This is a genomic window from Streptomyces endocoffeicus (assembly GCF_016741935.1).
Classification (GTDB): Bacteria; Actinomycetota; Actinomycetes; order Streptomycetales; family Streptomycetaceae; genus Streptomyces; species Streptomyces endocoffeicus.
The window spans coordinates 280,436-300,213 of record NZ_JAERRG010000005.1 but is presented as its reverse complement, the minus strand read 5'-3'; the positions used below and the strand labels follow the sequence as shown (position 1 = coordinate 300,213).

Annotated in this window: 14 protein-coding genes; 4 read left to right on the top strand and 10 right to left on the bottom strand. The window is 72.1% G+C overall.

Annotated elements, in window-relative coordinates:
• Positions 1-22: 22 nt before the first annotated feature.
• Complete coding sequence (locus JK364_RS16215; RefSeq protein WP_201851774.1) at positions 23-256, bottom strand: hypothetical protein; 234 nt, start codon at positions 254-256, stop codon at positions 23-25.
• Between the two features lie 304 nt (positions 257-560).
• Here JK364_RS16215 and JK364_RS16210 point away from each other — a divergent pair, with 304 nt between their 5' ends.
• Positions 561-2,216, top strand: a complete 1,656-nt coding sequence (locus tag JK364_RS16210; RefSeq protein ID WP_201851773.1) for a transposase — start codon at positions 561-563, stop codon at positions 2,214-2,216.
• 6 nt (positions 2,217-2,222) lie between these two features.
• Here JK364_RS16210 and JK364_RS16205 read toward each other — a convergent pair whose 3' ends face one another.
• Entirely contained in the window at positions 2,223-4,835 is a 2,613-nt protein-coding gene (locus JK364_RS16205; protein ID WP_201851772.1) for a bifunctional FO biosynthesis protein CofGH, read from the bottom strand.
• A gap of 325 nt (positions 4,836-5,160) precedes the next feature.
• Between JK364_RS16205 and JK364_RS16200 the strand changes: the two genes are divergently transcribed.
• On the top strand, positions 5,161-6,681 hold the full coding sequence (locus tag JK364_RS16200) for a CehA/McbA family metallohydrolase (RefSeq protein ID WP_201851771.1): 1,521 nt from the start codon (positions 5,161-5,163) through the stop codon (positions 6,679-6,681).
• Between the two features lie 42 nt (positions 6,682-6,723).
• Here JK364_RS16200 and JK364_RS16195 read toward each other — a convergent pair whose 3' ends face one another.
• From JK364_RS16195 to JK364_RS16165, 7 genes are all read right to left on the bottom strand, one after another.
• Positions 6,724-7,635 (bottom strand): MBL fold metallo-hydrolase, encoded by a 912-nt coding sequence (locus JK364_RS16195; RefSeq protein ID WP_201851898.1) that lies wholly within the window; start codon positions 7,633-7,635, stop codon positions 6,724-6,726.
• Between the two features lie 230 nt (positions 7,636-7,865).
• Positions 7,866-8,525, bottom strand: coding sequence for an O-methyltransferase (locus tag JK364_RS16190; protein ID WP_201851770.1), 660 nt, complete (start codon positions 8,523-8,525; stop codon positions 7,866-7,868).
• A 91-nt stretch (positions 8,526-8,616) separates the two neighbouring features.
• Positions 8,617-9,423, bottom strand: coding sequence for an SDR family oxidoreductase (locus tag JK364_RS16185; protein ID WP_201851769.1), 807 nt, complete (start codon positions 9,421-9,423; stop codon positions 8,617-8,619).
• A 4-nt stretch (positions 9,424-9,427) separates the two neighbouring features.
• Positions 9,428-11,170, bottom strand: coding sequence for an N-acyl-D-amino-acid deacylase family protein (locus tag JK364_RS16180; RefSeq protein WP_201851768.1), 1,743 nt, complete (start codon positions 11,168-11,170; stop codon positions 9,428-9,430).
• A gap of 64 nt (positions 11,171-11,234) precedes the next feature.
• Positions 11,235-12,362 carry an LLM class flavin-dependent oxidoreductase gene (locus JK364_RS16175; RefSeq protein ID WP_201851767.1) on the bottom strand — a complete coding sequence of 376 codons (1,128 nt, stop codon included), beginning with the start codon at positions 12,360-12,362 and terminating at the stop codon, positions 11,235-11,237.
• Positions 12,363-12,478: 116 nt separating this feature from the next.
• Positions 12,479-13,261 (bottom strand): SDR family NAD(P)-dependent oxidoreductase, encoded by a 783-nt coding sequence (locus tag JK364_RS16170; RefSeq protein ID WP_201851766.1) that lies wholly within the window; start codon positions 13,259-13,261, stop codon positions 12,479-12,481.
• A gap of 14 nt (positions 13,262-13,275) precedes the next feature.
• Positions 13,276-14,229 (bottom strand): LLM class F420-dependent oxidoreductase, encoded by a 954-nt coding sequence (locus JK364_RS16165; protein ID WP_201851765.1) that lies wholly within the window; start codon positions 14,227-14,229, stop codon positions 13,276-13,278.
• A 260-nt stretch (positions 14,230-14,489) separates the two neighbouring features.
• Here JK364_RS16165 and JK364_RS16160 point away from each other — a divergent pair, with 260 nt between their 5' ends.
• Positions 14,490-15,533 (top strand): AraC family transcriptional regulator, encoded by a 1,044-nt coding sequence (locus JK364_RS16160; RefSeq protein WP_201851764.1) that lies wholly within the window; start codon positions 14,490-14,492, stop codon positions 15,531-15,533.
• 220 nt (positions 15,534-15,753) lie between these two features.
• Here the strand turns inward: JK364_RS16160 and JK364_RS16155 are convergent, their stop codons facing one another.
• Positions 15,754-16,983, bottom strand: a complete 1,230-nt coding sequence (locus JK364_RS16155) for an amidohydrolase family protein (RefSeq protein ID WP_201851763.1) — start codon at positions 16,981-16,983, stop codon at positions 15,754-15,756.
• Positions 16,984-17,249: 266 nt separating this feature from the next.
• Here JK364_RS16155 and JK364_RS16150 point away from each other — a divergent pair, with 266 nt between their 5' ends.
• The gene (locus JK364_RS16150; protein WP_201851762.1) at positions 17,250-19,685 is read left to right on the top strand and encodes a tetratricopeptide repeat protein; all 2,436 of its coding nucleotides are present in this window, start codon (positions 17,250-17,252) and stop codon (positions 19,683-19,685) included.
• Positions 19,686-19,778 lie beyond the last annotated feature (93 nt).

Here is a 19,778-nt window from a genome sequence, read left to right as displayed (position 1 = left end):
GTCGGCCGCGTACCGAAAGCCCTTATCCGAGCGCCGTCCGGCCGTGTTCCAGGCTCGCCCGGAGCCCGACGAGCGGCGTGCGGAGGGCGGCGAGCAGAGTGGGGTCGGCCCCGGGGCACTCGGCGAGGTCGTCCAGGGCGCGTACGACGTCGTCGACGATCTCCCAGTACGGCCGGGTGGCGGTCAGCTCCGCCATGAAGCGCTCCGCCCCGGCCCCGTCCCCGAGGGCGGCCCTGCTGATGATCGGAGCGGCCACTCCGGCCTGGGGGTCCCACTGGTCGCCATGCTCCTCCAGGAGCGTCTCGCCCCGAAGTATCCGCGTGGCGCGCCCGCAACTATCCGCGCGGCGCGCCCGCGAACCGTGCGCCGGGGTTGTGAACTGCTGGCGATTGCCTGCGCACAGGCGTGTTCTGGCGCACATGAGTGAGTGTTCGGGCTGCGGCACGTGCGACCCTCTGAGCGAGAACGAAGTTTCCTTGGTCGAATGTGTGACCTTTGTCAGTGATGGTCGTTGAGCGTGGTGAGGGGATTGTCGGCCAGCGCGGGGGCGGGGTGAGGGGATGGGCGGGCTACGGGAGGTGGCGGCACCGTTCGTCGCCCTTGGCCCGTCCGGGGTCGCGGTCCGAGACCGGCTCAAGCACCTGAGTGTGGAGGATGAGAAGGTTCTTCGTCTGATCGGTGACCATCTGGGCACGCTCGCCTCCCGGGATCTGAAAGCCCGGTGCGCGGCCGGGCCGGACCATGACAGCGAACGGTGGGCCGAGCGCAAACGTGCCCTGACGACAGAGTCCTCCTCCCGCTGGGCGGGGTCGATCACGAAGGCCACCCATGATCAGTGGGCGCTGGCCAGGCGCGGGCAGCTCGCGCACATCCAGAGTCTGGAAGCGGGTGTGCGCACGATCGCGCACCGGCTGTCCCTGCCGATCGGGGAGAAGGGCGGCAAGCGGGGCCCGGGCGGCTACCGCAGCAGGCAGGAGTGGCATGCGAAGGCCCGCCGCCTGCACGTGCTCGAAGACCGGCTTCAGGCGGCGCGGGCCGATCGTGAGGCCGGAGTCGTCCGTGTGGTGCGGGGCGGGAAGGGGCTGCTGAACACCCGCCACCACCTGCGGGCCGCCGGGCTCACCGAGGAGCAGTGGCGCACGCGGTGGCAGGCCGTGCGCCGGTTCCTTGAGGCCGATGGCGAGTCCGGGAAGCGGTTCGGCAACGAGACCATCCGCGTCACCCCCGACGGCGAGGTCTCGATCAAACTGCCCGCCCCGCTGGCGCATCTGGCCAACGCCCCGCGCGGCCGGTACGTGCTCGCCGCGCGGGTGGCGTTCGCGCACCGGGGTGAGCAGTGGCGCGACCGGGTCACCGCCAACCGGGCCATCGCCTACCGCATCCACGAAGACACCTCCCGCGGGCGCTGGTACCTCACCGCGTCGTGGACGAATGCTGCGGTGACGACCGTGCCCCTGGCCGCGGCCCGCACGAATGGCCTGATCGGCGTCGACACCAACGCCGACCACCTCGCAGCCTGGCGCCTGGACACACACGGCAACCCCGTCGGAGAACCGCTCCGGTTCGGCTTCGACCTGTCCGGCCCCGCCCCACACCGTGACGCCCAGGTCCGGCACGCCCTGATCCGCCTGCTGCACTGGGCCAAACGCCACGGCCTCGCAAGCGCGATCGAAGACCTCGACTTCACCGCGGACAAGACCCGCGAGAAGCACGGCAGGCGCAAGAAGTTCCGCAACCTCATCTCCGGCATGCCCGTCAGCAGACTGCGGGCCCGGCTCGTGAGCATGGCGGCCGAACTCGGCATCACCGTCATCGCCGTCGACCCGGCCTACACCAGCCGCTGGGGCGCCCAGCACTGGCAGAAACCCCTCACCAGCACCAACCGCACCACCACCCGCCACGACGCAGCCGCCGTGGCGATCGGCAGGCGCGCCCTGGGACACCCGATCCGGCGACGGACAGCACCGCCCCCACACGACCAGAGCGATCGTGTGGGGCATCGGACCGTCCAGGCCCGACCGGGCGCCCCAAGGCGTGAGGAACCCCGCCCCCGCATCCCCGGACCACGGACACGATCCATGCGCGCCGGACGCGGAGCGAACGCGGGAGACCAGGGGGTACCTCCCAGCGGTAGCTGGGGGAGTGCCCAGCACCGTTCGGGGCACGCGACTGAGCATGAATCCTGGCAACAGGACTCACTACCGCTCAGTCTTTAGGAACGGTCAGTCCCCCAGCACCGGGAGCAGCTCCGGCAGATGGCCGTCCGAGGCGAGGGCGGCGGCCTGGCGGTCCTCGGCGACGGGGCCGTAGGTGGTGGTGCGGGCGCGGGCCGGGCGGCCGGCCAGCTCGGCGATGCCCACCAGGTCCTGGATGGAGCGGTAGGAGCCGTAGGAGGAGCCCGCCATACGGGAGATGGTCTCCTCCATAAGGGTGCCGCCCAGGTCGTTGGCGCCGGAGCGGAGCATCTCGGCGGCGCCCTCCGTGCCCAGCTTCACCCAGCTGGTCTGGATGTTGGGGATGTGGGGGTGGAGCAGGATCCGCGCCATGGCCGTGACGGCGCGGTTGTCGCGGGCGGTGGGGCCGGGGCGGGCGATACCGGCGAGGTAGACGGGGGCGTTGGTGTGGATGAAGGGGAGGGTGACGAATTCGGTGAAGCCGCCCGTCTCCTGCTGGATCTCGGCGAGCAGCCGCAGATGGGCCAGCCAGTGGCGGGGCTGGTCCACATGGCCGTACATCATCGTGGACGAGGACCGGATGCCCAGCTCATGTGCCGTTTTGACGACCTCGACCCAGGTGGCCGTCGGCAGCTTGCCCTTGGTGAGGACCCAGCGCACCTCGTCGTCGAGGATCTCGGCGGCCGTGCCGGGGATGGTGTCCAGGCCCGCCTCGCGCGCCGCTGTCAGCCATTCGCGGATGGACATGCCCGTACGGGTCGCGCCGTTGACGACCTCCATCGGGGAGAAGGCGTGGACATGCATCCCGGGCACGCGCTCCTTGACGGCGCGTGCGATGTCGAAGTACGCGGTGCCGGGCAGATCCGGGTGGATGCCGCCCTGCATGCAGACCTCCACCGCGCCCACGTCCCACGCCTGCTGGGCGCGGTCGGCGACCTGGTTCAGGGAGAGGGTGTAGGCGTCGGCGTCGGTGCGGCGCTGGGCGAAGGCGCAGAAGCGGCAGCCGGTGTAGCAGACATTGGTGAAGTTGATGTTCCGGGTGACGATGTAGGTGACGTCGTCGCCCACGGTCGCCCGGCGCAGATCGTCGGCGATGCGGCACAGGGCGTCCAGCGCCGGGCCCTCGGCGTGGAGCAGGGCCAGCGCCTCGGGGTCGGTCAGCCGGGTCGGGTCGTCGGCTGCCTGGGCCAGCGCGGCCTTGACGTCGGCGTCGACGCGGGAGGGGACCATACCGGGGGCGGCGGCCTCGCGCAGCGCCTCCCAGTCGCCGTAGACCTCGTCGAAGTCCTTACGGCGGTCACCGGTGCGGCCCTCGGTGTCGATGGCGCGGTGCAGATCGGTACGGCCGGAGGCGCTGAACGCCTCGTCGGGCTCCTGCCAGGGCAGCCCGGTGGGGATCGCGTCCTCGCGGGCCAGGCCGGTCCCGGGGTCGGCGAGGGCGGTGACGTGCGGCAGCAGCCGGGGGTCCAGCCAGGGCTCGCCGCGCTGGACGTACTCGGGGTAGACCGCGAGCCGTTCGCGCAGCCGGAAGCCGGCGGCCGCGGAGCGCTCGGCCAGCTCGTCCACCTGGGGCCAGGGGCGCTCGGGGTTGACGTGGTCCGGGGTGAGCGGGGAGACGCCGCCCCAGTCGTCGACACCGGCCCCGATGAGCCGCTCGTACTCCGCGTCCACCAGGTTGGGCGGCGCCTGGATGCACGCGGACGGGCCCAGGATGTGGCGGGCGACGGCGACGGTGGCCACCAGGTCGTCCAGCTCCGCGTCCGGCATCCCGCGCATGGCGGTGTCCGGCTTGGCGCGGAAGTTCTGGACGATGACTTCTTGGATGCCGTGGTACGAGCGGGAGACGCGGCGCAGCGCGAACAGCGAATCCGCCCGCTCCTCAGGCGTCTCGCCGATCCCGATCAGCAGCCCGCTGGTGAACGGGACGGAGCTGCGCCCGGCGTCCTCCAGCACCCGCAGCCGTACCGCCGGCTCCTTGTCGGGCGAGCCGTAGTGGGGGCCGCCGGGCTCGCTCCACAGCCGCTCGGCGGTGGTCTCCAGCATCATCCCCATGGAGGGGGCGACCGGCTTGAGCCGCTGGAAGTCGGTCCAGGTCAGCACGCCGGGGTTGAGGTGGGGCAGCAGGCCCGTCTCCTCCAGGATGCGGATGGCCATGGCCCGTACGTACGCGATGGTGTCGTCGTACCCCTCGGCCTCCAGCCATTCGCGCGCCTCGGGCCAGCGGTCCTCGGGGCGGTCGCCGAGCGTGATCAGCGCTTCCTTGCAGCCCATTTCGGCGCCCCGGCGGGCGATGGCCAGGACCTCGTCGGGCGACATGAACATCCCGTGACCCGCGCGGCGCAGCTTGCCGGGGACGGTCGCGAAGGTGCAGTAGTGACACTTGTCCCGGCACAGCCGGGTGAGCGGGATGAAGACGCTGCGGGAGTAGGTGATGACCCCGGGCCGGCCCGCCGCCTCCAGGCCCGCGTCGCGGACCCGGGCGGCGGAGGCCGTCAGCTCCCGCAGGTCGTCACCGCGCGCCTGGAGCAGCACCGCCGCCTCGGCGGTGTCCAGGGCCACGCCGTCGCGGGCGCGCTTGAGCGCACGGCGCATCGCGTTGGCTGTGGGGGCGGCGGAGCCAGTCGGGGCACCCGGTTCGTTTCCCTGCGCGCTCGTGGTCATCCTCCGAGCATACGAGCGGTGTGGGAGACCGCCAGACGGCCCGGGCCTGCGGTTTTGTGGGTCTGATCACGGCGGCCGCGGGCCGTGGGCGGGAATACGGCGCGGTGGAACGTGCGGGCTACACCCACTGGGCGCCGACGGCCCTCGCCCGGACGCGACTTGGCGGGGGCGCGGATCGCCGGGCCGGGGGCGGCGGGGCCGGGGCGGGGCCGCCCGTTCCCTCTCCGCCATGGAGTTATCCACAGGGCTTTCCGCGCGTGTCACCCACGCGTACAACGGTGTCACGCGGGTGTCGGACGGCACTCTCGACTCTGGGGGGCACCTCATGCAGCGACGCGATGTACTCAGACTCTCCGCGCTTGCGGGCGCGGCGGGTGTACTGACACTCGATCCCATGACCTTCACCCAGGCCGACGCCGCGGGCACGGCCGACGGTCCTGAGCAGACCAAGACCCTCAGCGGCCATCTGCCCACCGGCGCGCCCGACTTCGTCTACGTACCGGTCGAGGTGCCGCGCGGAGTGCGCGAGATCGCCGTGTCGTACTCGTACGACAAGCCGACCGTCCCGGCCGGCACGCAGGGCAACGCCTGCGATATCGGCATCTTCGACGAGCGCGGCACGGAGCTGGGCGGCCGGGGCTTCCGCGGCTGGTCCGGCGGGGCCCGTACGGAGTTCGCCATCAGCGCCGAGGAGGCCACCCCCGGCTATCTGGCGGGGCCGGTCCAGGCGGGCACCTGGCATGTGGTGCTGGGGCCGTACACGGTCGCCCCGCAGGGCCTGGACTACAAGGTCACCGTCACACTGCGGTACGGCGCGCCCGGCACCACCCCGAAGCCGGTGTACCCGCCGCAGCGCGCGAAGGGCCGGGGCCGCGCCTGGTACCGGGGCGACTCGCATCTGCACACCGTGCACTCCGACGGCAAGCGCACCCCGGCCGAGCTGGTCGCCGCCGCCCGCGCCGCGGGGCTGGACTTCATCACCACCACCGAGCACAACACCACCTCCGCGCATGCCGCGTTCGAGGGCCTGTGGGGCGATGACCTGCTGATCCTCACCGGCGAGGAGATCACCACGCGCAACGGTCATGTGGTCGCCCTCGGCACCGACCCCGGCGTCTTCATCGACTGGCGCTACCGCGCCCGGGACAACCGCTTCGGCCAGTTCGCCCGCAAGGTCCGGCAGGCCGGCGGCCTGGTGATCCCGGCCCATCCGCACGGCACCTGTGTCGGCTGCAACTGGAAGTTCGGCTTCAACGAGGCCGACGCGGTCGAGGTGTGGAACGCGGACTTCACCCCCGACGACGAGGTCACGATCTCCGAGTGGGACAACACGCTGGTGGCCGCCTCCCGTGGCGACGGCGGCTGGCTGCCCGCCGTCGGCCACAGCGACGCCCACCGCGAGCCCCAGGTCGTGGGCCTGCCCCAGACGGTGGTGCTCGCCGACGACCTCTCCCGCACCGCCATCCAGGACGGCATCCGGGCCGGCCGCAGCTGGATCGCGGAGTCCTCGAAGATCGACCTCACCTTCGAGGCGGTCGGCGGACGCGGCAAGCACGCCGGAATCGGCGAGCGCCTGAAGGTCGGCGGCGCGGAGGAGATCACGGTCCGGCTGAAGGTCTCCGGCGTGGGCCCGGGCTGCTCGGTGCGGTTCATCACCGACCAGGGCCAGCTCTACGGAACGCCGGTCCCCGCCTCCGGCGAGCTCACCTCCGAATGGCGTACGACGGCGTCCTACGCGGCGTACGTCCGCGCCGAGGTCCGCCACGCCCCGGCGGACGGCGGGGCATCGGGCATACCGGGCCCGATGGCGGCGATGACGAACCCGATCTGGCTGGGCGAGCGGTAAGGAGGGTCCGGGTACGGGGTCGCCCCCGTACCCGGGGAGCGGTCAGTAGCGGACCTTGCCGTAGTCGACCGGCTGTTCGGGATAGGTGGCGGCACGGCGGGCGAGGGCTCGCATCCGTGCCCGCATCTCATCGGCGGGGAGGTGGTGGAAGCTGCCATGGCCGGGGAGCACCCATGCGAAGGTCAGTTCCTCGGCGCCACGGGCCACGGATGCGGCCAGGGTCTTGATCGAGTCGTAGACGACGCTGTCGGCCACCTCCAGATCCTGTTCGGAGCGCGACCAGAAGAAGGCGTCGCCGCTGAAGCAGAACGTGTCGTCCGCGACGAAGACCGTGCTGCCCGCCGTGTGGCCGGGGAACGGATGGGCGATCACGCCCGGACCGATCTCCACCGGGTCCTGGCCACGGATGACGGAGTCGGCGTCGGGGCGGGAGTGGAGGTCGCCCTCGTGGATCCACAGCCGGGCGCCGAACGCGTCGGCGTATTTGCGGCCGTGGGCCACATGGTCGAGGTGGGTGAGCAGCACATCGGTGATCTTCCCGGCCCGCTCCTCGTAGCGGCGGGCGAGGGCGGGGCTCCAGCGCGGGGTGTCGATCATCATCGCGGTGGAGCCGGGGCGGCGCAGCAGATAGGAGTTGGCGCCATAGGTCTTCGCCGAGGCGTGGCCGCACAGGAGGACGGTTCCGGCCTCGTCCAGGGGCATGGGGTACGGGTCCGAGTCGGGCTCCCACTGGTCGGCGGGCGGGTGCACGGACCGGGTCGGACAGGCGTGGGCGGCCAGGTAGAGGCGGCGGACCTCGTCCTCGTTCTCGGGCTGGCGCAGAACGGTGGAGAGGCCGCCGTAGTCGCCGCCGGGCACGTAGCCGATGAGGCCGGGGGCGAACTGTCGGGCGATGTCGCAGTTCAGGCAACGGCTGTCGACGTACCAGCCATGCCCGGTGCCGGTCTGGGCCATGCTCATGAGTCCACTTCTCGAGGCGGGTGCCGCCGATGCCCTCGACGCGCCGCCATACGGGCTCCGCTGAGGTTTTCAACAGCGACACCCACGTCGTCCGGTGGTCCGAGGCACAGGTATGACGCTGAATCACATCAGGTCATGGAGCGCGCGACGGAAGGCGAGGCAACGGACGACGTTTCCGCTGCGAACCTTATTGCACCGAGCCCCGTGGTTCATCGGACTGTCGCTCAGAGGCGGCAGCTGATCTCCATGCCGTCCTCGATGGGGAAACTGACGTTCTGGTAGCCGTTCGCCGGGTCGCGCACGTAGTCGAGGTACGGCCGCATGAGGCCCTCGAACTGGTCGATGTCGTCGGCCACCACGAGGGCGCCGGGCCGCAGGCTCGGTTCGAGCATCCGCAGCACGGGCAGGCAGAGGTCCTTCCAGCCGTCGAGCAGGACCAGCTCCAGGGGGCCCTCGAGGTCGGCGAGGGTCTCCCGGGCGTCCCCCTCCAGCACGGTGATCAGGTCGTCAAGACCGGTCTCGGTGAAGGTGCGGCGGGCCGCGGCGATCTTCTCCTCGCTCATTTCCGTGGTGACGACGCGCCCGGTGCCGTTGTCCCGCACGGCGGCGGCCAGATGGAGCGTGGAGATGCCGTAGGACATGCCGAACTCGACCACCGTGGCCGGGCGGATGGCGCGCACCAGGTTGTAGAGCAGCTTCCCGCCATCGGCGGAGATCGGCATATAGATCCCGGCCGCGGCGTCGGCGAGTTCCTGCGGGGCCATCGTCTCCAGCGCGCCCGGCGGCAGCCGCGTCTGGGCGGTCTCGTCCTGCTCGGCCAGCTCGAACATGCGGCTGATGGCGGTCTCGACCCGGGGGTCGGCAAGGGTGTGAGTGAGTGTCATGGACGCTAGAGTAGACGCTACGTTGCGTCTCGTCTAGCGGATACAGAGCCGCCCCCCGGTCGAGGAGCAGGGGGCTGTGTGTCGTGTCCTGTCAGCCGGTGCGGCGTGCCGCGCGGACGCGGCGGCCGCCGTCGACCACCAGGTCCGTGCCGGTGATCCAGGACGCCTCGTCCGAGACCAGCCAGCGGACCGCGCGCGCCACGTCCTCCGGTTCGCCGATGCGGGCCAGCGGGAGCGTCGCGGCGATCTCCTGTTCGCCGGGCTCCCAGACGAAGCGGGCCATCTCGGTGCGGACCAGGCCCGGCGAGACGGCGTTGACGCGGACGGAGGGGGCCAGTTCGGCGGCGAGCTGGCGGGTGAGGCGGAGGAGGGCGGTCTTGGTGGTGCCGTAGGCGCCGACGTCCGGGCCGACGCCGTGGGTGCCCTCGGTGCAGATATTGACGACCGCCCCGCCGTGGTCGCGCATCCAGCCCCGCCAGGCCGCCTGGGCCAGCCGCAGCGGGGCCTCCACGTTGACCGTGAAGGCCGTGCGCCAGGCGAGCGGGTCCACGGCCATCAGCGGGCCGAGCGGGGCGTTGGTGGCGGCGTTGTTGACCAGGATGTCGAGGCGGCCGAACTCGGCCAGGGCGCGGGCCACCGCCGCCTCCGGATGGGCCGGGTCGGCCACGTCCCCCGGGCAGCCGATGGCGCGCGGGCCGAGGCGGCGTACGGCGTCGGCCAGCCCCCTCGGATCCCGCGCCGTGACGCACACCGCCGCACCGTCCGCCGCCAGCGCCTCCCCCACGGCGAGCCCGATGCCCCGTGAGCCACCCGTGACCAGGGCGGCCCGGCCCGTGAGGGGGCCGCCTTCGTCGTTGCGCTCGCCGCCTCCGCCGGGCCCGGCCCCCGCGCGCGTCACCGTCTCAGCCCCTCGTGTTCACCGTCTCCGTGTCACGGCCCGACCGGAGCACCTTTCCCGGCACCGCGCCGGTGATCTCGTCGTCCCGGATGGTCTCGGTGCCGCCCACCCGGACGCTCACGATCCCTATGGCGCGCGAGTCCAGCCGGGGGCTCTCGCCGGGCAGGTCGTGGACCAGCCGCGCCTGGCCCGCGTCGATCCGGTCGGGGTCGAAGAGGACCAGGTCGGCGTGGTAGCCCTCGGCGATCCGGCCGCGCTCGCGCAGCCCGAGCAGCCGGGCCGGATCGTCCGTCAGCATCCGTACCGCCCGCTCCAGGCCGACCAGCTTCCGTCCGCGCAGACAGTCGCCGATGAAGCGGGTGGTGTACGGGGCGCCGCACATCCGGTCCAGATGGGCCCCGGCGTCGGAGCCGCCGAGCATGACGTCCTCGTGCTCCCAGGTCTGCCGCCGCAGTTCCCAGCTGGCCGGGTCGTTGTCGGTCGGCATGGGCCACAGCACCGTACGCATCTCGTCCGCCGCGCAGATCTCCACCAGGCAGTGGAAGGCCTCCTGTCCGCGCTCGGCGGCGATGTCGCGGACGACGCGCCCGGTCAGCCCGGCGTTGGCCGCGCTGTAGGTGTCGCCGACAACGTACCGGCCGAAGTGGGTGAGCCGCCGGAAGACCCCGGCCTCGGGGCTGCCGGCGCGGCGCAGCATCTCCTCCCGTACGGCCGGGTCGCGGAGGGTCGCGATCCGTTCCGGGATGGGCAGCCCCAGGATGTCGCCCCAGCCCGGGATGAGGTTGAGCGCGCAGAAGGTGCCGAGCGACATGTTCATGGGGGTGAGGATCGGCATCGTGAGGGCGACGATCCTGCCGCCCGCCTTACGGGCGCGTTCGCTGGCCTGGAGCTGGCGCGGCACCCGCTCGGGGACGGCCGCGTCGATGGTCAGCACGTTCCAGTTGAGCGGGCGGCCGGCAGCCGCGCTCATGTCCACCAGCAGTTCGATCTCCTCGTCGGCGAACTGGTCGAGACAGCCCGCCACGATCGCCTCGATCTGCGTCCCCTCGTGGTCGCCGACGGCCCGGGAGAGCGCCAGGAGTTCCCCGGGCCGGGCGTGACGGGAGGCGACCGGCTGTCCGTCCCCGTCCGAGTGGGTGGAGGACTGGGTGGTGGACAGTCCCCACGCCCCCGCGTCCATCGCCTCGTGGAAGAGCCGCAGCATCTCCTCCAGCTGCGCGGGGCTGGGCTGTCCGCCGATCGCGTCCTCGCCCATCACATGGCGGCGCAGTGCGCAGTGCCCCACCATGAAGCCCGCGTTGACGGCGATCCGGCCCTCCAGCGCGTCCAGGTACTCGCCGAAGCCGTGCCAGTTCCAGGGCGCGCCCTGCTCCAGCGCCACCAGCGACATGCCCTCGACCCGGCTCATCATCCGCCGGGTGTAGTCGGCGTCGCCGGGCCGGTCGGGGTTGAGCGGGGCGAGGGTGAAACCGCAGTTGCCGCCGGCCACGGTGGTCACGCCGTGGTTCATGGAGGGGGTGGCGTACGGATCCCAGAACAGCTGGGCGTCGTAGTGGGTGTGCGGGTCGACGAATCCGGGCGCGAGGACGAGCCCGGTGGCGTCCTCGGTGGACCGGGCCGGTTCGGCGACGGCCCCGGGCTCGGCGATGGCCACGATCCGGCCGTCCCGGATGCCGACGTCGGCGACGTACGAGGGCGCGCCGGTGCCGTCCGCCACGGTGGCGCCCTTGATCAGGTGGTCGAGCACGGGTTCAGGTCCCTTCTGGCGGCTGCGGCCGGCATCCGTGGCCGCCGCGTGACGGCCTGTGCGGCTACTGGGTGACGGCTTGACGGAAGCGGGTCGTGCGGTGCACCGGATCGGTGTCGATCTTCGGGATGACGTGCTCGCCGATGAGCTTGATCGTGTTCATCGTGTCCTCGTAGCCGATCCCGATCGGCAGCCCGAACGACAGCTGGTCGGCCCCGGCCTGCTCCCACCGCTTGCACTGGCGGAAGACCTCGTCCGGGTCGCCGCAGATCATCAGCTCCTCGGCGATGAGGAGTTCGATGATCTCCTCGGTGTACTCCGGCAGCAGTTCGGGCCACTGCGGGATGCCGTCCGGGCGGGGGAAGGTGTCGTGGTAGCGGAAGAGCAGCGACTGCAGGTAGTTGAGCCCGCCGCCGACCGCGACCTCGACGGCCTTGGCGTGGGTCTCGGCGCAGATCGCGGTCGAGGTGACCATCACGTTGTCGTTGACGAAGCCGCCGACCGGCTCGGCCTCCTTGACCGCGTTCTTGTAGGAGTCGAGGGCCCACTCCATGTCGGAGACCTTCTGGATGGAGAAGCCGAGCACGCCGAGGCCCTTCTTGCCCGCCATCGCGTACGAGGGCGGCGATCCGGCCGCGTACCACATCGCCGGGTGGCCGGCCCCGTACGGCTTGGGCAGCACCTTGCGCGGCGGCAGCGTCCAGTGCTTGCCGGTGAAGCCCTGGTACTCGTCCTGCAGCCACATCTTGGGGAACTCGGCGATCGTCTCTTCCCAGATCTCCTTGGTGGCGTTCATGTCGGTCACGCCCGGCAGGAAGCCGAGGATCTCGTGGCTGCCCGCGCCCCGGCCGGAGCCGAACTCGAACCGGCCGCCGGAGAGGTGGTCGAGCATCGCGACCTTCTCGGCCACCTTGACCGGGTGGTTGACCTGCGGCAACGGGTTGAAGATGCCGGAGCCGAGGTGGATGCGCTCGGTGGCGTGGGCGAGATAGCCGAGGAAGACGTCGTTCGCGGAGAGGTGGGAGTACTCGTCCAGGAAGTGGTGCTCGGAGGCCCATACGTACTTGAAGCCCGACCGGTCGGCCTGGATGACGTACTCGGTCTCCTCGACGAGCGCGTGATGCTCGGCCTCGGGGTCGGTTCGGCGTCGGCTTTCGGGGACGTAGCCCTGCACAAAGAGTCCGAATTCCATGGAGGTTCACCGCCTCAGACGAACGTCTATCTGACGGACCGTCAGATTTTGATTGACTCTGGCACCGCGGGCACGGACCGTCAAGGGCCGGAGCCGTGCCGGACCCGGCGGCCGCACTAGAAGACCGAGACGCCGGTCAGCCAGCCGCCGTCGACGACGAACGGCTGGCCGGTGACGTACGAGGAGTCCTCCGAGGACAGGAAGAGCGCCAGCCGCGCCACCTCCTCCGGGCGGCCGATCCGGCCCAACGGCACCAGCTTTCGATAGAGCTCGTCGACCGCCGCCGTCGCCTCCGCGGAGTCGGCGGCCGGGTCGAGGTGGGCCGGGTTGGTCATCGGGGTGTCGACCGCTCCCGGGCACATCGCGTTGACCCGGATGCCCTTGTCCGCGAGCTCCATCGCGGCCACCCGCGTCATCCCCACCACCGCCGCCTTCGTCGCGGCGTACGCGGTGAGCAGCGGCATCCCGGACAGGGCGACGTACGAGGCGGTGTTCACGATCGTTCCGCCGCCCGCCGCCGCCAGCTCCGGCGCGACCGTCCGCATCCCCAGGAACGTACCGACCTGGTTGACCTGGACCACCTCCAGGTACTCCGCCAGCGGGGTACCCACCAGCTCGTTGAAGCGGAGGATCCCGGCGTTGTTGACCAGGCCGTCCACCGAGCCGAAGGCGTCCTTCGCGGCGGCGACGGCGGCGGTCCAGTCGTCCTCGCGGCCCACGTCCAGATGGACGAAGCGGGCGCCCTCCCCCAGCTCCTTGGCCAGCGCCTCGCCCGGCTCGTCCAGTACGTCGCCGAGGACCACGCGCGCGCCCTCGGCCGCGAACAGCCGCGCCTCCTGCTCACCCTGTCCGCGCGCCGCCCCGGTGATGATGACGACCCGCCCGTCCAGCTTGCCCATTCCGATCTCCCTAGTCATCCCTGGTCATCGAGGTGCGGAGCGACATCGGCGGCGAAGGCCGCCATCTGGTCGGTCAGTTCGGTGTGGTCCCGGCAGCGGAACCGCACCTGGATCTGGTCCACCCCCATCGCGGCGTACGCGCGCAGGCTCTCGGCCAGCCGCTCCGGCGCGCCGGTCAGGGTCCGGCGCCCCACGTCCCAGCCGGGCTCGCCCACGTACAGCGGCTCGGTGATCGCGCCGATCTCGGCGGGCTCGTCGATCCCTGCCTCCTTCCGCAGCTCGCGCAGCCGGGCGATCTGGCCCGGCAGCCGGTCCCGTGGATCGCCCTGCGGCAGCCAGCCGTCGCCCCGGACCGCCGCCCGGCGCACCGCGGCGGGCGAGGAGCCGCCGACCCACAGCGGGGGCCGCGGCGTCTGGACGGGGCGCGGGGCCTGCCCGAGGCCGCCGAACGCGAACCGCTCACCGCGGAAGTCGGGGAACTCCTCCGGCCCCAGCGCCGCCTTCAGCGCGTCGACCGTCTCGTCCAGCAGCGCCCCGCGCCGGGCGAAGTCCACCCCGAGCGCCTCGAACTCCTCCCGGACGTGCCCGGCCCCGACCCCGAGGATCAGCCGGCCGCCGGAGAGGTGGTCGAGCGTGGCGTACTGCTTGGCGGTCAGCAGCGGATGGCGCAGCGCGGCGACCGCCACATGGCTGAGCAGCCGCACCCGCTCGGTGGCCGCGGCGAGCCAGCCGAGGGTGGCCACCGGGTCGTACCAGACGGTGCCCATCGCCGCGGCCAGCCGCCGCGGGATCGCGACGTGGTCGCAGACGGCGAGGTACGCGAAGCCGAGCCGGTCGGCGGCGCGGGCGACCTCGAGCAGTTCGGCCGGGCCCGCCCCGGCCTCCCACGGTTCGGCGTAGAGGGTGGACTGCGACTGGATCGGCAGCTGCATGCCGTAGCTCAACCGGCCCCGGGGCAGGACGCGCATGCCGGGCCTCCTTGTCGGTGGACCGTCATCGTCGTATCTGACGTCGGACATGGTCGTATCTGACGTCGGACATGGTCGTATCTGACGGTCCATCAGACAAGGGGTACGGCAGTCTCGTCCCGCCGCGCGACGCTTTGCTAGCGTACGGACGTTCGGGACCTCGGGGCCCACGCCCGCCTCCCCGCCCAGAGGCCACCACAGGACACCGGCAAGGAGGCACGGCAAGGGGGCACGGCGAGGGGCACACAGAGGGGCACGTGATGATCGAGACGGTCTTCCGCTGCGAGGATCTGCCCAGAGCGGATCGGTTCGACTTCTGGCGCGAGCAGATGGCACAGCTCATGGCGCCGATGGAGATGACCAGCGACCACACCCGGGACTTCCGGGGCGAGGTGCGCATCCTCCAGTTCGGCGCCGCCTCCGTATGGCCCACGAAGTTCCGTGAGATGGACTTCCGGCGGACGCCCAAGCTCATCCGGCAGTCCGACCCCGAGCTGTACCACTTCTCGTTCATCCAGGAGGGAAACCTCCAGGTCTCCCAGTCCCGCCAGGAGACCGCGCACAGGGCGCAGGGCCTCTATGTCGTCGACACCTCACGGCCCTTCGACTGCCTGGCCTTCGGCGGCCCTCCGGCGGGCGTGGGCCTGGAGATCCCCAAGGCCCTGATCCCGGTCCCCCACGACCGGATCGACCGGCTGCTCGCCCACCCCATCCCGGCGCGCGAAGGGGTCGGCGCCCTGCTCACGGGGTTCCTCGCCCGGCTCGCGGCGGACCGCTCCTTACGCCCCTCCGACGGGCCGCGGCTGGGCACCGTGCTGATCGACCTGGCGGCGGCGCTGCTCGCCCAGGCCGTCGAGGCCGACGACGCGCTGCCGCCCGAGACCCACCGGCACACCCTGGCCCTCCGGGTGCAGAGCTTCATCCTGCGGAACCTGTCCGACCCGGAGCTGTCACCGGCCACCATCGCCGCCGCGCACCACATCTCCGTCGGCTATCTGCACCGCATCTTCCGGGCCCGCGACACCACGGTCTCCGCGTGGATCCGGCAACAGCGGCTGGACCGCGTCCGGCGCGACCTCACCGACCCCGGCCTGCTCACGGTCCGCATCCATGAACTCGCCGCCCGCTGGGGCTTCGCCCACCCCGCGGTCTTCAGCCGCGCCTTCCGCGCCGCGTACGGGATGCCGCCCAGCGACTACCGCCATCTGGCCCTTGTGTCCCGCGCGCCGGGCGCTACCCCGCGACGCCCGGTGCGCAGGGACACCCGGCCCTCCGCGCCGCCCATGACCCCTGTCACGTCGTAAGGGTTGGGTGACGGCGTGGGGAGGCGGGGAGGGCCGATATGCCCCACAGCCTGCCGGAGGGTCCACTGGTTGTCATTGACCGGCAGTGACCGCTTTCTTGCTCCTCCGTGACCGGGGCGGCACAGGGACGGATGCCCCTCCGTGACCGGGGCGGCGCCGGGACCGACGCCCCTCCGTGACCGGGGCGGCGCCGGACCGACGCCCCTCCCCGGCCAACCCGCTAAGCCCCGGGCGCCCCCGCCCAGAGCCCGTCCGCCGTGAGCCCCAGCAGCTCGATCGCGTTGCCGCGCACGATCCGCTCCACGACGTCCGGCGCCAGATGCCCCATCTGCGCCTCGCCGACCTCCCGCGACTTGGGCCAGGTGGAGTCCGAGTGCGGATAGTCGGTCTCGTACAGCACATTGCCGACCCCGATGGCGTCGAGGTTGCGCAGTCCGAAGGCGTCGTCGAAGAAGCAGCCGTAGACGTGCTCGGTGAACAGCTCGGACGGCGGGCGCAGCACCTTGTCGGCCACTCCGCCCCAGCCCCGGTTCTCCTCCCACACCACATCGGCGCGCTCGAGGATGTAGGGAATCCAGCCGATCTGGCCCTCCGCGTACATCACCTTCAGGTTCGGGAAGCGCTCGAACTTCCCGCTCATCAGCCAGTCGACCATCGAGAAGCAGCAGTTGGCGAAGGTGATCGTGGAGCCGACCGCGGGAGGCGCGTCCGCGGAGGTCGAGGGCATCCTCGAGGAGGAGCCGATGTGCATCGCGATGACCGTGCCGGTCTCGTCGCAGGCGGCGAGGAAGGGGTCCCAGTCGTCGGTGTGGATCGACGGGAGCCCCAGGTTCGGCGGGATCTCCGAGAAGCAGACGGCCCGCACCCCGCGCGCCGCGTTCCGCCGCACCTCGGCGGCGGCCAGTTCGGCATCCCACAGCGGGATGATGATCAGCGGGATCAGCCGGCCCCGGGCCTCGGGGCCGCACCACTCCTCCACCATCCAGTCGTTATACGCCCGGACCCCGAGCAGCCCCAGCTCGCGGTCGGGGGCCTCGGTGAAGGTCTGCCCGCAGAAGCGGGGGAAGGTCGGGAAGCAGAGCGCGGACTGGACGTGGTTGACGTCCATGTCCGCGAGCCGGTCCGGCACCGAGAAGGAGCCCGGCCGCATCTGCTCGTAGGTGATGGCCTCCAGTTTGACCTCGTCCCGGTCGTAGCCGACGGCGGTGTCCAGCCGGGTCAGCGGCCGGTGCAGCTCCTCGTACACCCACCAGTCCGCGAGCGGCCCGTCGTCCCCGGGCGCGCCCATCTTCGGGGCGAACTTGCCGCCGATGAAGGTCATCTCCTTCAGCGGCGCCCGGACGATGCGCGGCCCGCTGTCGCGGTACTTCGACGGGAGCCGGTCCCGCCAGACGTGAGGGGGCTCAACCGTGTGGTCGTCCACCGAGATTATCTTCGGGAAGCTCTCCATGACTGCACGGTAGCGCTGATCTGACGGATCGTCAGCTATCGCGGCACGCCGCACCGCTGTCCGGCGCGCGGTCGCCGGTTGTCCGGCACACGGCCACCATCCGTCCGGGGCGCGGCCGCCGGTCACCCGGCACATGGCCGCCGGTCACCCGGCGCGCGGCTTTCCGTCACCCGGCGCGCGGCCTGGACAGACGCGCTCTTTACTGACGAATAACCGGTCGAGCGGGCAGACTGGCGGTGCAGGGAAACGTAAGCGCGGGGGGCACCATGGTCGGCGACAAGCGGCTTGGGGAACGGGACTGGCTCATCGCGGCCGAGTTCGCCGAGCGCACAGCACTGCACGGGCCCACGGCGCCCCATGAGGCCACGGCGCTCCACGACCCCACGGCACTCCACGACCCCCCATCGGCGAACGCCCCCGTCGTGCGCCCCGCCCAACTGCCCGCCGCCGCACCGGACTTCACCGGCCGTGCCGACGCCGTACGGGAGCTGAGCGGCCTGCTGGCCGCCCAGGGCGGCGCTCCCGCCCAGGGCGGCGCTCCCCCGGTGCTCGCCGTCTCCGGCATCGGGGGCATCGGTAAGACCGCGCTGGCCGTCCATGTGGCCCACGCGGCCCGCCGTCACTTCCCCGACGGGCAGCTCTACGTGGACCTCCGGGGCGCGGGCCCCTCCCCCGCCGAGCCCGACGCCGTACTGGCCGCCTTCCTGCGCTCCCTCGGCATCCCGGACGCCGCCATCCCGGACGGCACCGAGGAACGCACCGCCCTCTACCGCTCGGCGCTCGCGGGCCGCCGGATCCTCGTCCTCCTGGACAACGCCCGGGACGCCGACCAGATCCGGCCGCTTCTGCCCGGCGACCCCGGCGACCCCGGCGACCCCGGCGACCCCGGCGACGGCCCGCACGGCCGCACGGCCCCGGACGGCCGCACGGCCCCGCAAGGCCGCGCCGCCCCGCACGGCTGCGCGACCCTGATCACCGGCCGGGCCACCATGGCCGGTCTGGACGGCGCCCATCTGGTCGATCTGGACGTGATGAGCCCGGAGGAGGCGTTCTCCCTCTTCGCGCTCATCGTGGGCGAGGAGCGGGCGGCCGTCGAGCGCGAGGAGGTGATGGACGTCCTGGCGTCCTGCGGCTTCCTGCCGCTCGCGATCCGCATAGCGGCCTCCCGGCTCGCCTCCCGCCGCACCTGGACGGTGTCCGTGCTGGCCCGCAAGCTGGCCGACGAGCGGCGCAGACTGGACGAGCTGCGGGCCGGCGATCTGGCGGTCAAGGCCAGCTTCGAGCTCGGCTACGGCCAGCTGGAGCCGGCGCAGGCGCGGGCGTTCCGGCTGCTCGGGCTGGCCGGGGGGCCGGATATCTCGCTGTCCGCCGCGGCGGCCGTGCTCGGCCTGGACGACGCCGCCTCCCGGACGCTCATGGAATCGCTGGTCGGCACCTCGCTCCTGGAGCCCACCGTGCCGGGGCGCTATCGCCTCCACGACCTGCTGCGGCTGTACGCGCGGACGTGCGCGGAGCGGGACGACCTCCCCGAGGCGGAGCGGGAGGCGGCCCTCTCCCGCCTGCTGGACTTCTATCTGGCCACCGCGGCACGGGTGTACGCCGCCGAGCGGCCGGGCGACCGCACCGTCGAGCACCTCGCGCCCACGACCCGTCCGGGCCTCACCTTCGAGTCGTCCGGGGCCGCGCTGGAGTGGCTGTTCACCGAGGCGGACTGTCTGATCGCCTGCGCCCGGCAGTGCGTCGCCGACGGCCGGCGCCGCCGGGTGGCGGACCTGCTGACCGCCGCCCTGGACCTCGCCGAGTCGGGGGCCAGGTCCTACCAGTACGAAGGGGTGGCCGAGGCGATCATCGAATCGGCCCAGTCGGCGGGGGACGTGCGCACCGAGGCCCGGGCACGGGCCACCCTCGGGAACCTGTACTACTTCACCGGCCGGTTCGAGCACGCCGAGCGGGAGCTGGAGCGGGCGCTGGACCTGGCCGCCAGGGATCCGATGCTCGCCAGCCGCGTTCCCAACCGGCTCGGCAGCATCGTCCTGGACCAGGGCCGCAAGGAGGAGGCCGAGGCGTACTTCAACCGGGCGCTCGACGCCTTCCGCGCCGACGCCAACGAGGCCGGTGAGGCCAGCGCCCTGTCCAACCTCGCCCGCGTCCACATCGACAAGGGCCGCGCCCAGGCCGGGGTGGAGCTGGCCGAGCAGGCGCTCGAGATCTACCAGCGGCTGGGCGCCTCGCTGCGCCTGGCCAACGGACAGTACACACTCGGGATAGCGCTGACCCGTACGGGCCGGCTGGACGAGGCCCTGGCCCATCTGACCCAGGCCCTGGGCATATTCCGGGACACCCGCCAGCAGCTGTGGGAGGGAATGGCCCATTTCCGGCTTGCCGAAACCCATCTGGCCGCAGGCCGTCCGGCCCGGGCCGCATGGCACGCCGAACGGTCGCTGGCCATGCAGGGCCTGTGCGGCGAATGGCGCCGCGGGTCGCTGCTGACGGTCCTGGGCAAGGCGCTGTCCGCGGTCGGCCAGACCGATCGGGCCAAGGAGTGCTGGCAGGAGGCGCTGGCCATCTACCAGCGCCTGGGGTCGCCGGAGCGCGAGGAGGTGAGCGCGCTGATGGGGGCCTCGTCGATCTCGTCGGCCGCGCCGCCCCACGGCGCCGCCCGCCTCCACTCGGACCCTCCCGGGGGTATGACGGCCCATTGACCGCCGTCCCTACTAATCTGACGGTGTGCCAGCCATATGAAGTCGGACAACTCTGGCGGGCCTTGTGGAGACCGCTGGCCCCTACTGACGTAA

What these genes read in the sequence shown, in the direction of transcription:
- JK364_RS16210 (WP_201851773.1), top strand. Translation starts at nt 561, where the DNA reads ATGGGCGGGCTACGGGAGGTGGCGGCACCGTTCGTCGCCCTTGGCCCG.
- JK364_RS16205 (WP_201851772.1), bottom strand. Translation starts at nt 4,835, where the DNA reads ATGACCACGAGCGCGCAGGGAAACGAACCGGGTGCCCCGACTGGCTCC.
- JK364_RS16200 (WP_201851771.1), top strand. Translation starts at nt 5,161, where the DNA reads ATGCAGCGACGCGATGTACTCAGACTCTCCGCGCTTGCGGGCGCGGCG.
- JK364_RS16195 (WP_201851898.1), bottom strand. Translation starts at nt 7,635, where the DNA reads ATGGCCCAGACCGGCACCGGGCATGGCTGGTACGTCGACAGCCGTTGC.
- JK364_RS16190 (WP_201851770.1), bottom strand. Translation starts at nt 8,525, where the DNA reads ATGACACTCACTCACACCCTTGCCGACCCCCGGGTCGAGACCGCCATC.
- JK364_RS16175 (WP_201851767.1), bottom strand. Translation starts at nt 12,362, where the DNA reads ATGGAATTCGGACTCTTTGTGCAGGGCTACGTCCCCGAAAGCCGACGC.
- JK364_RS16170 (WP_201851766.1), bottom strand. Translation starts at nt 13,261, where the DNA reads ATGGGCAAGCTGGACGGGCGGGTCGTCATCATCACCGGGGCGGCGCGC.
- JK364_RS16165 (WP_201851765.1), bottom strand. Translation starts at nt 14,229, where the DNA reads ATGCGCGTCCTGCCCCGGGGCCGGTTGAGCTACGGCATGCAGCTGCCG.
- JK364_RS16160 (WP_201851764.1), top strand. Translation starts at nt 14,490, where the DNA reads ATGATCGAGACGGTCTTCCGCTGCGAGGATCTGCCCAGAGCGGATCGG.
- JK364_RS16155 (WP_201851763.1), bottom strand. Translation starts at nt 16,983, where the DNA reads ATGGAGAGCTTCCCGAAGATAATCTCGGTGGACGACCACACGGTTGAG.
- JK364_RS16150 (WP_201851762.1), top strand. Translation starts at nt 17,250, where the DNA reads ATGGTCGGCGACAAGCGGCTTGGGGAACGGGACTGGCTCATCGCGGCC.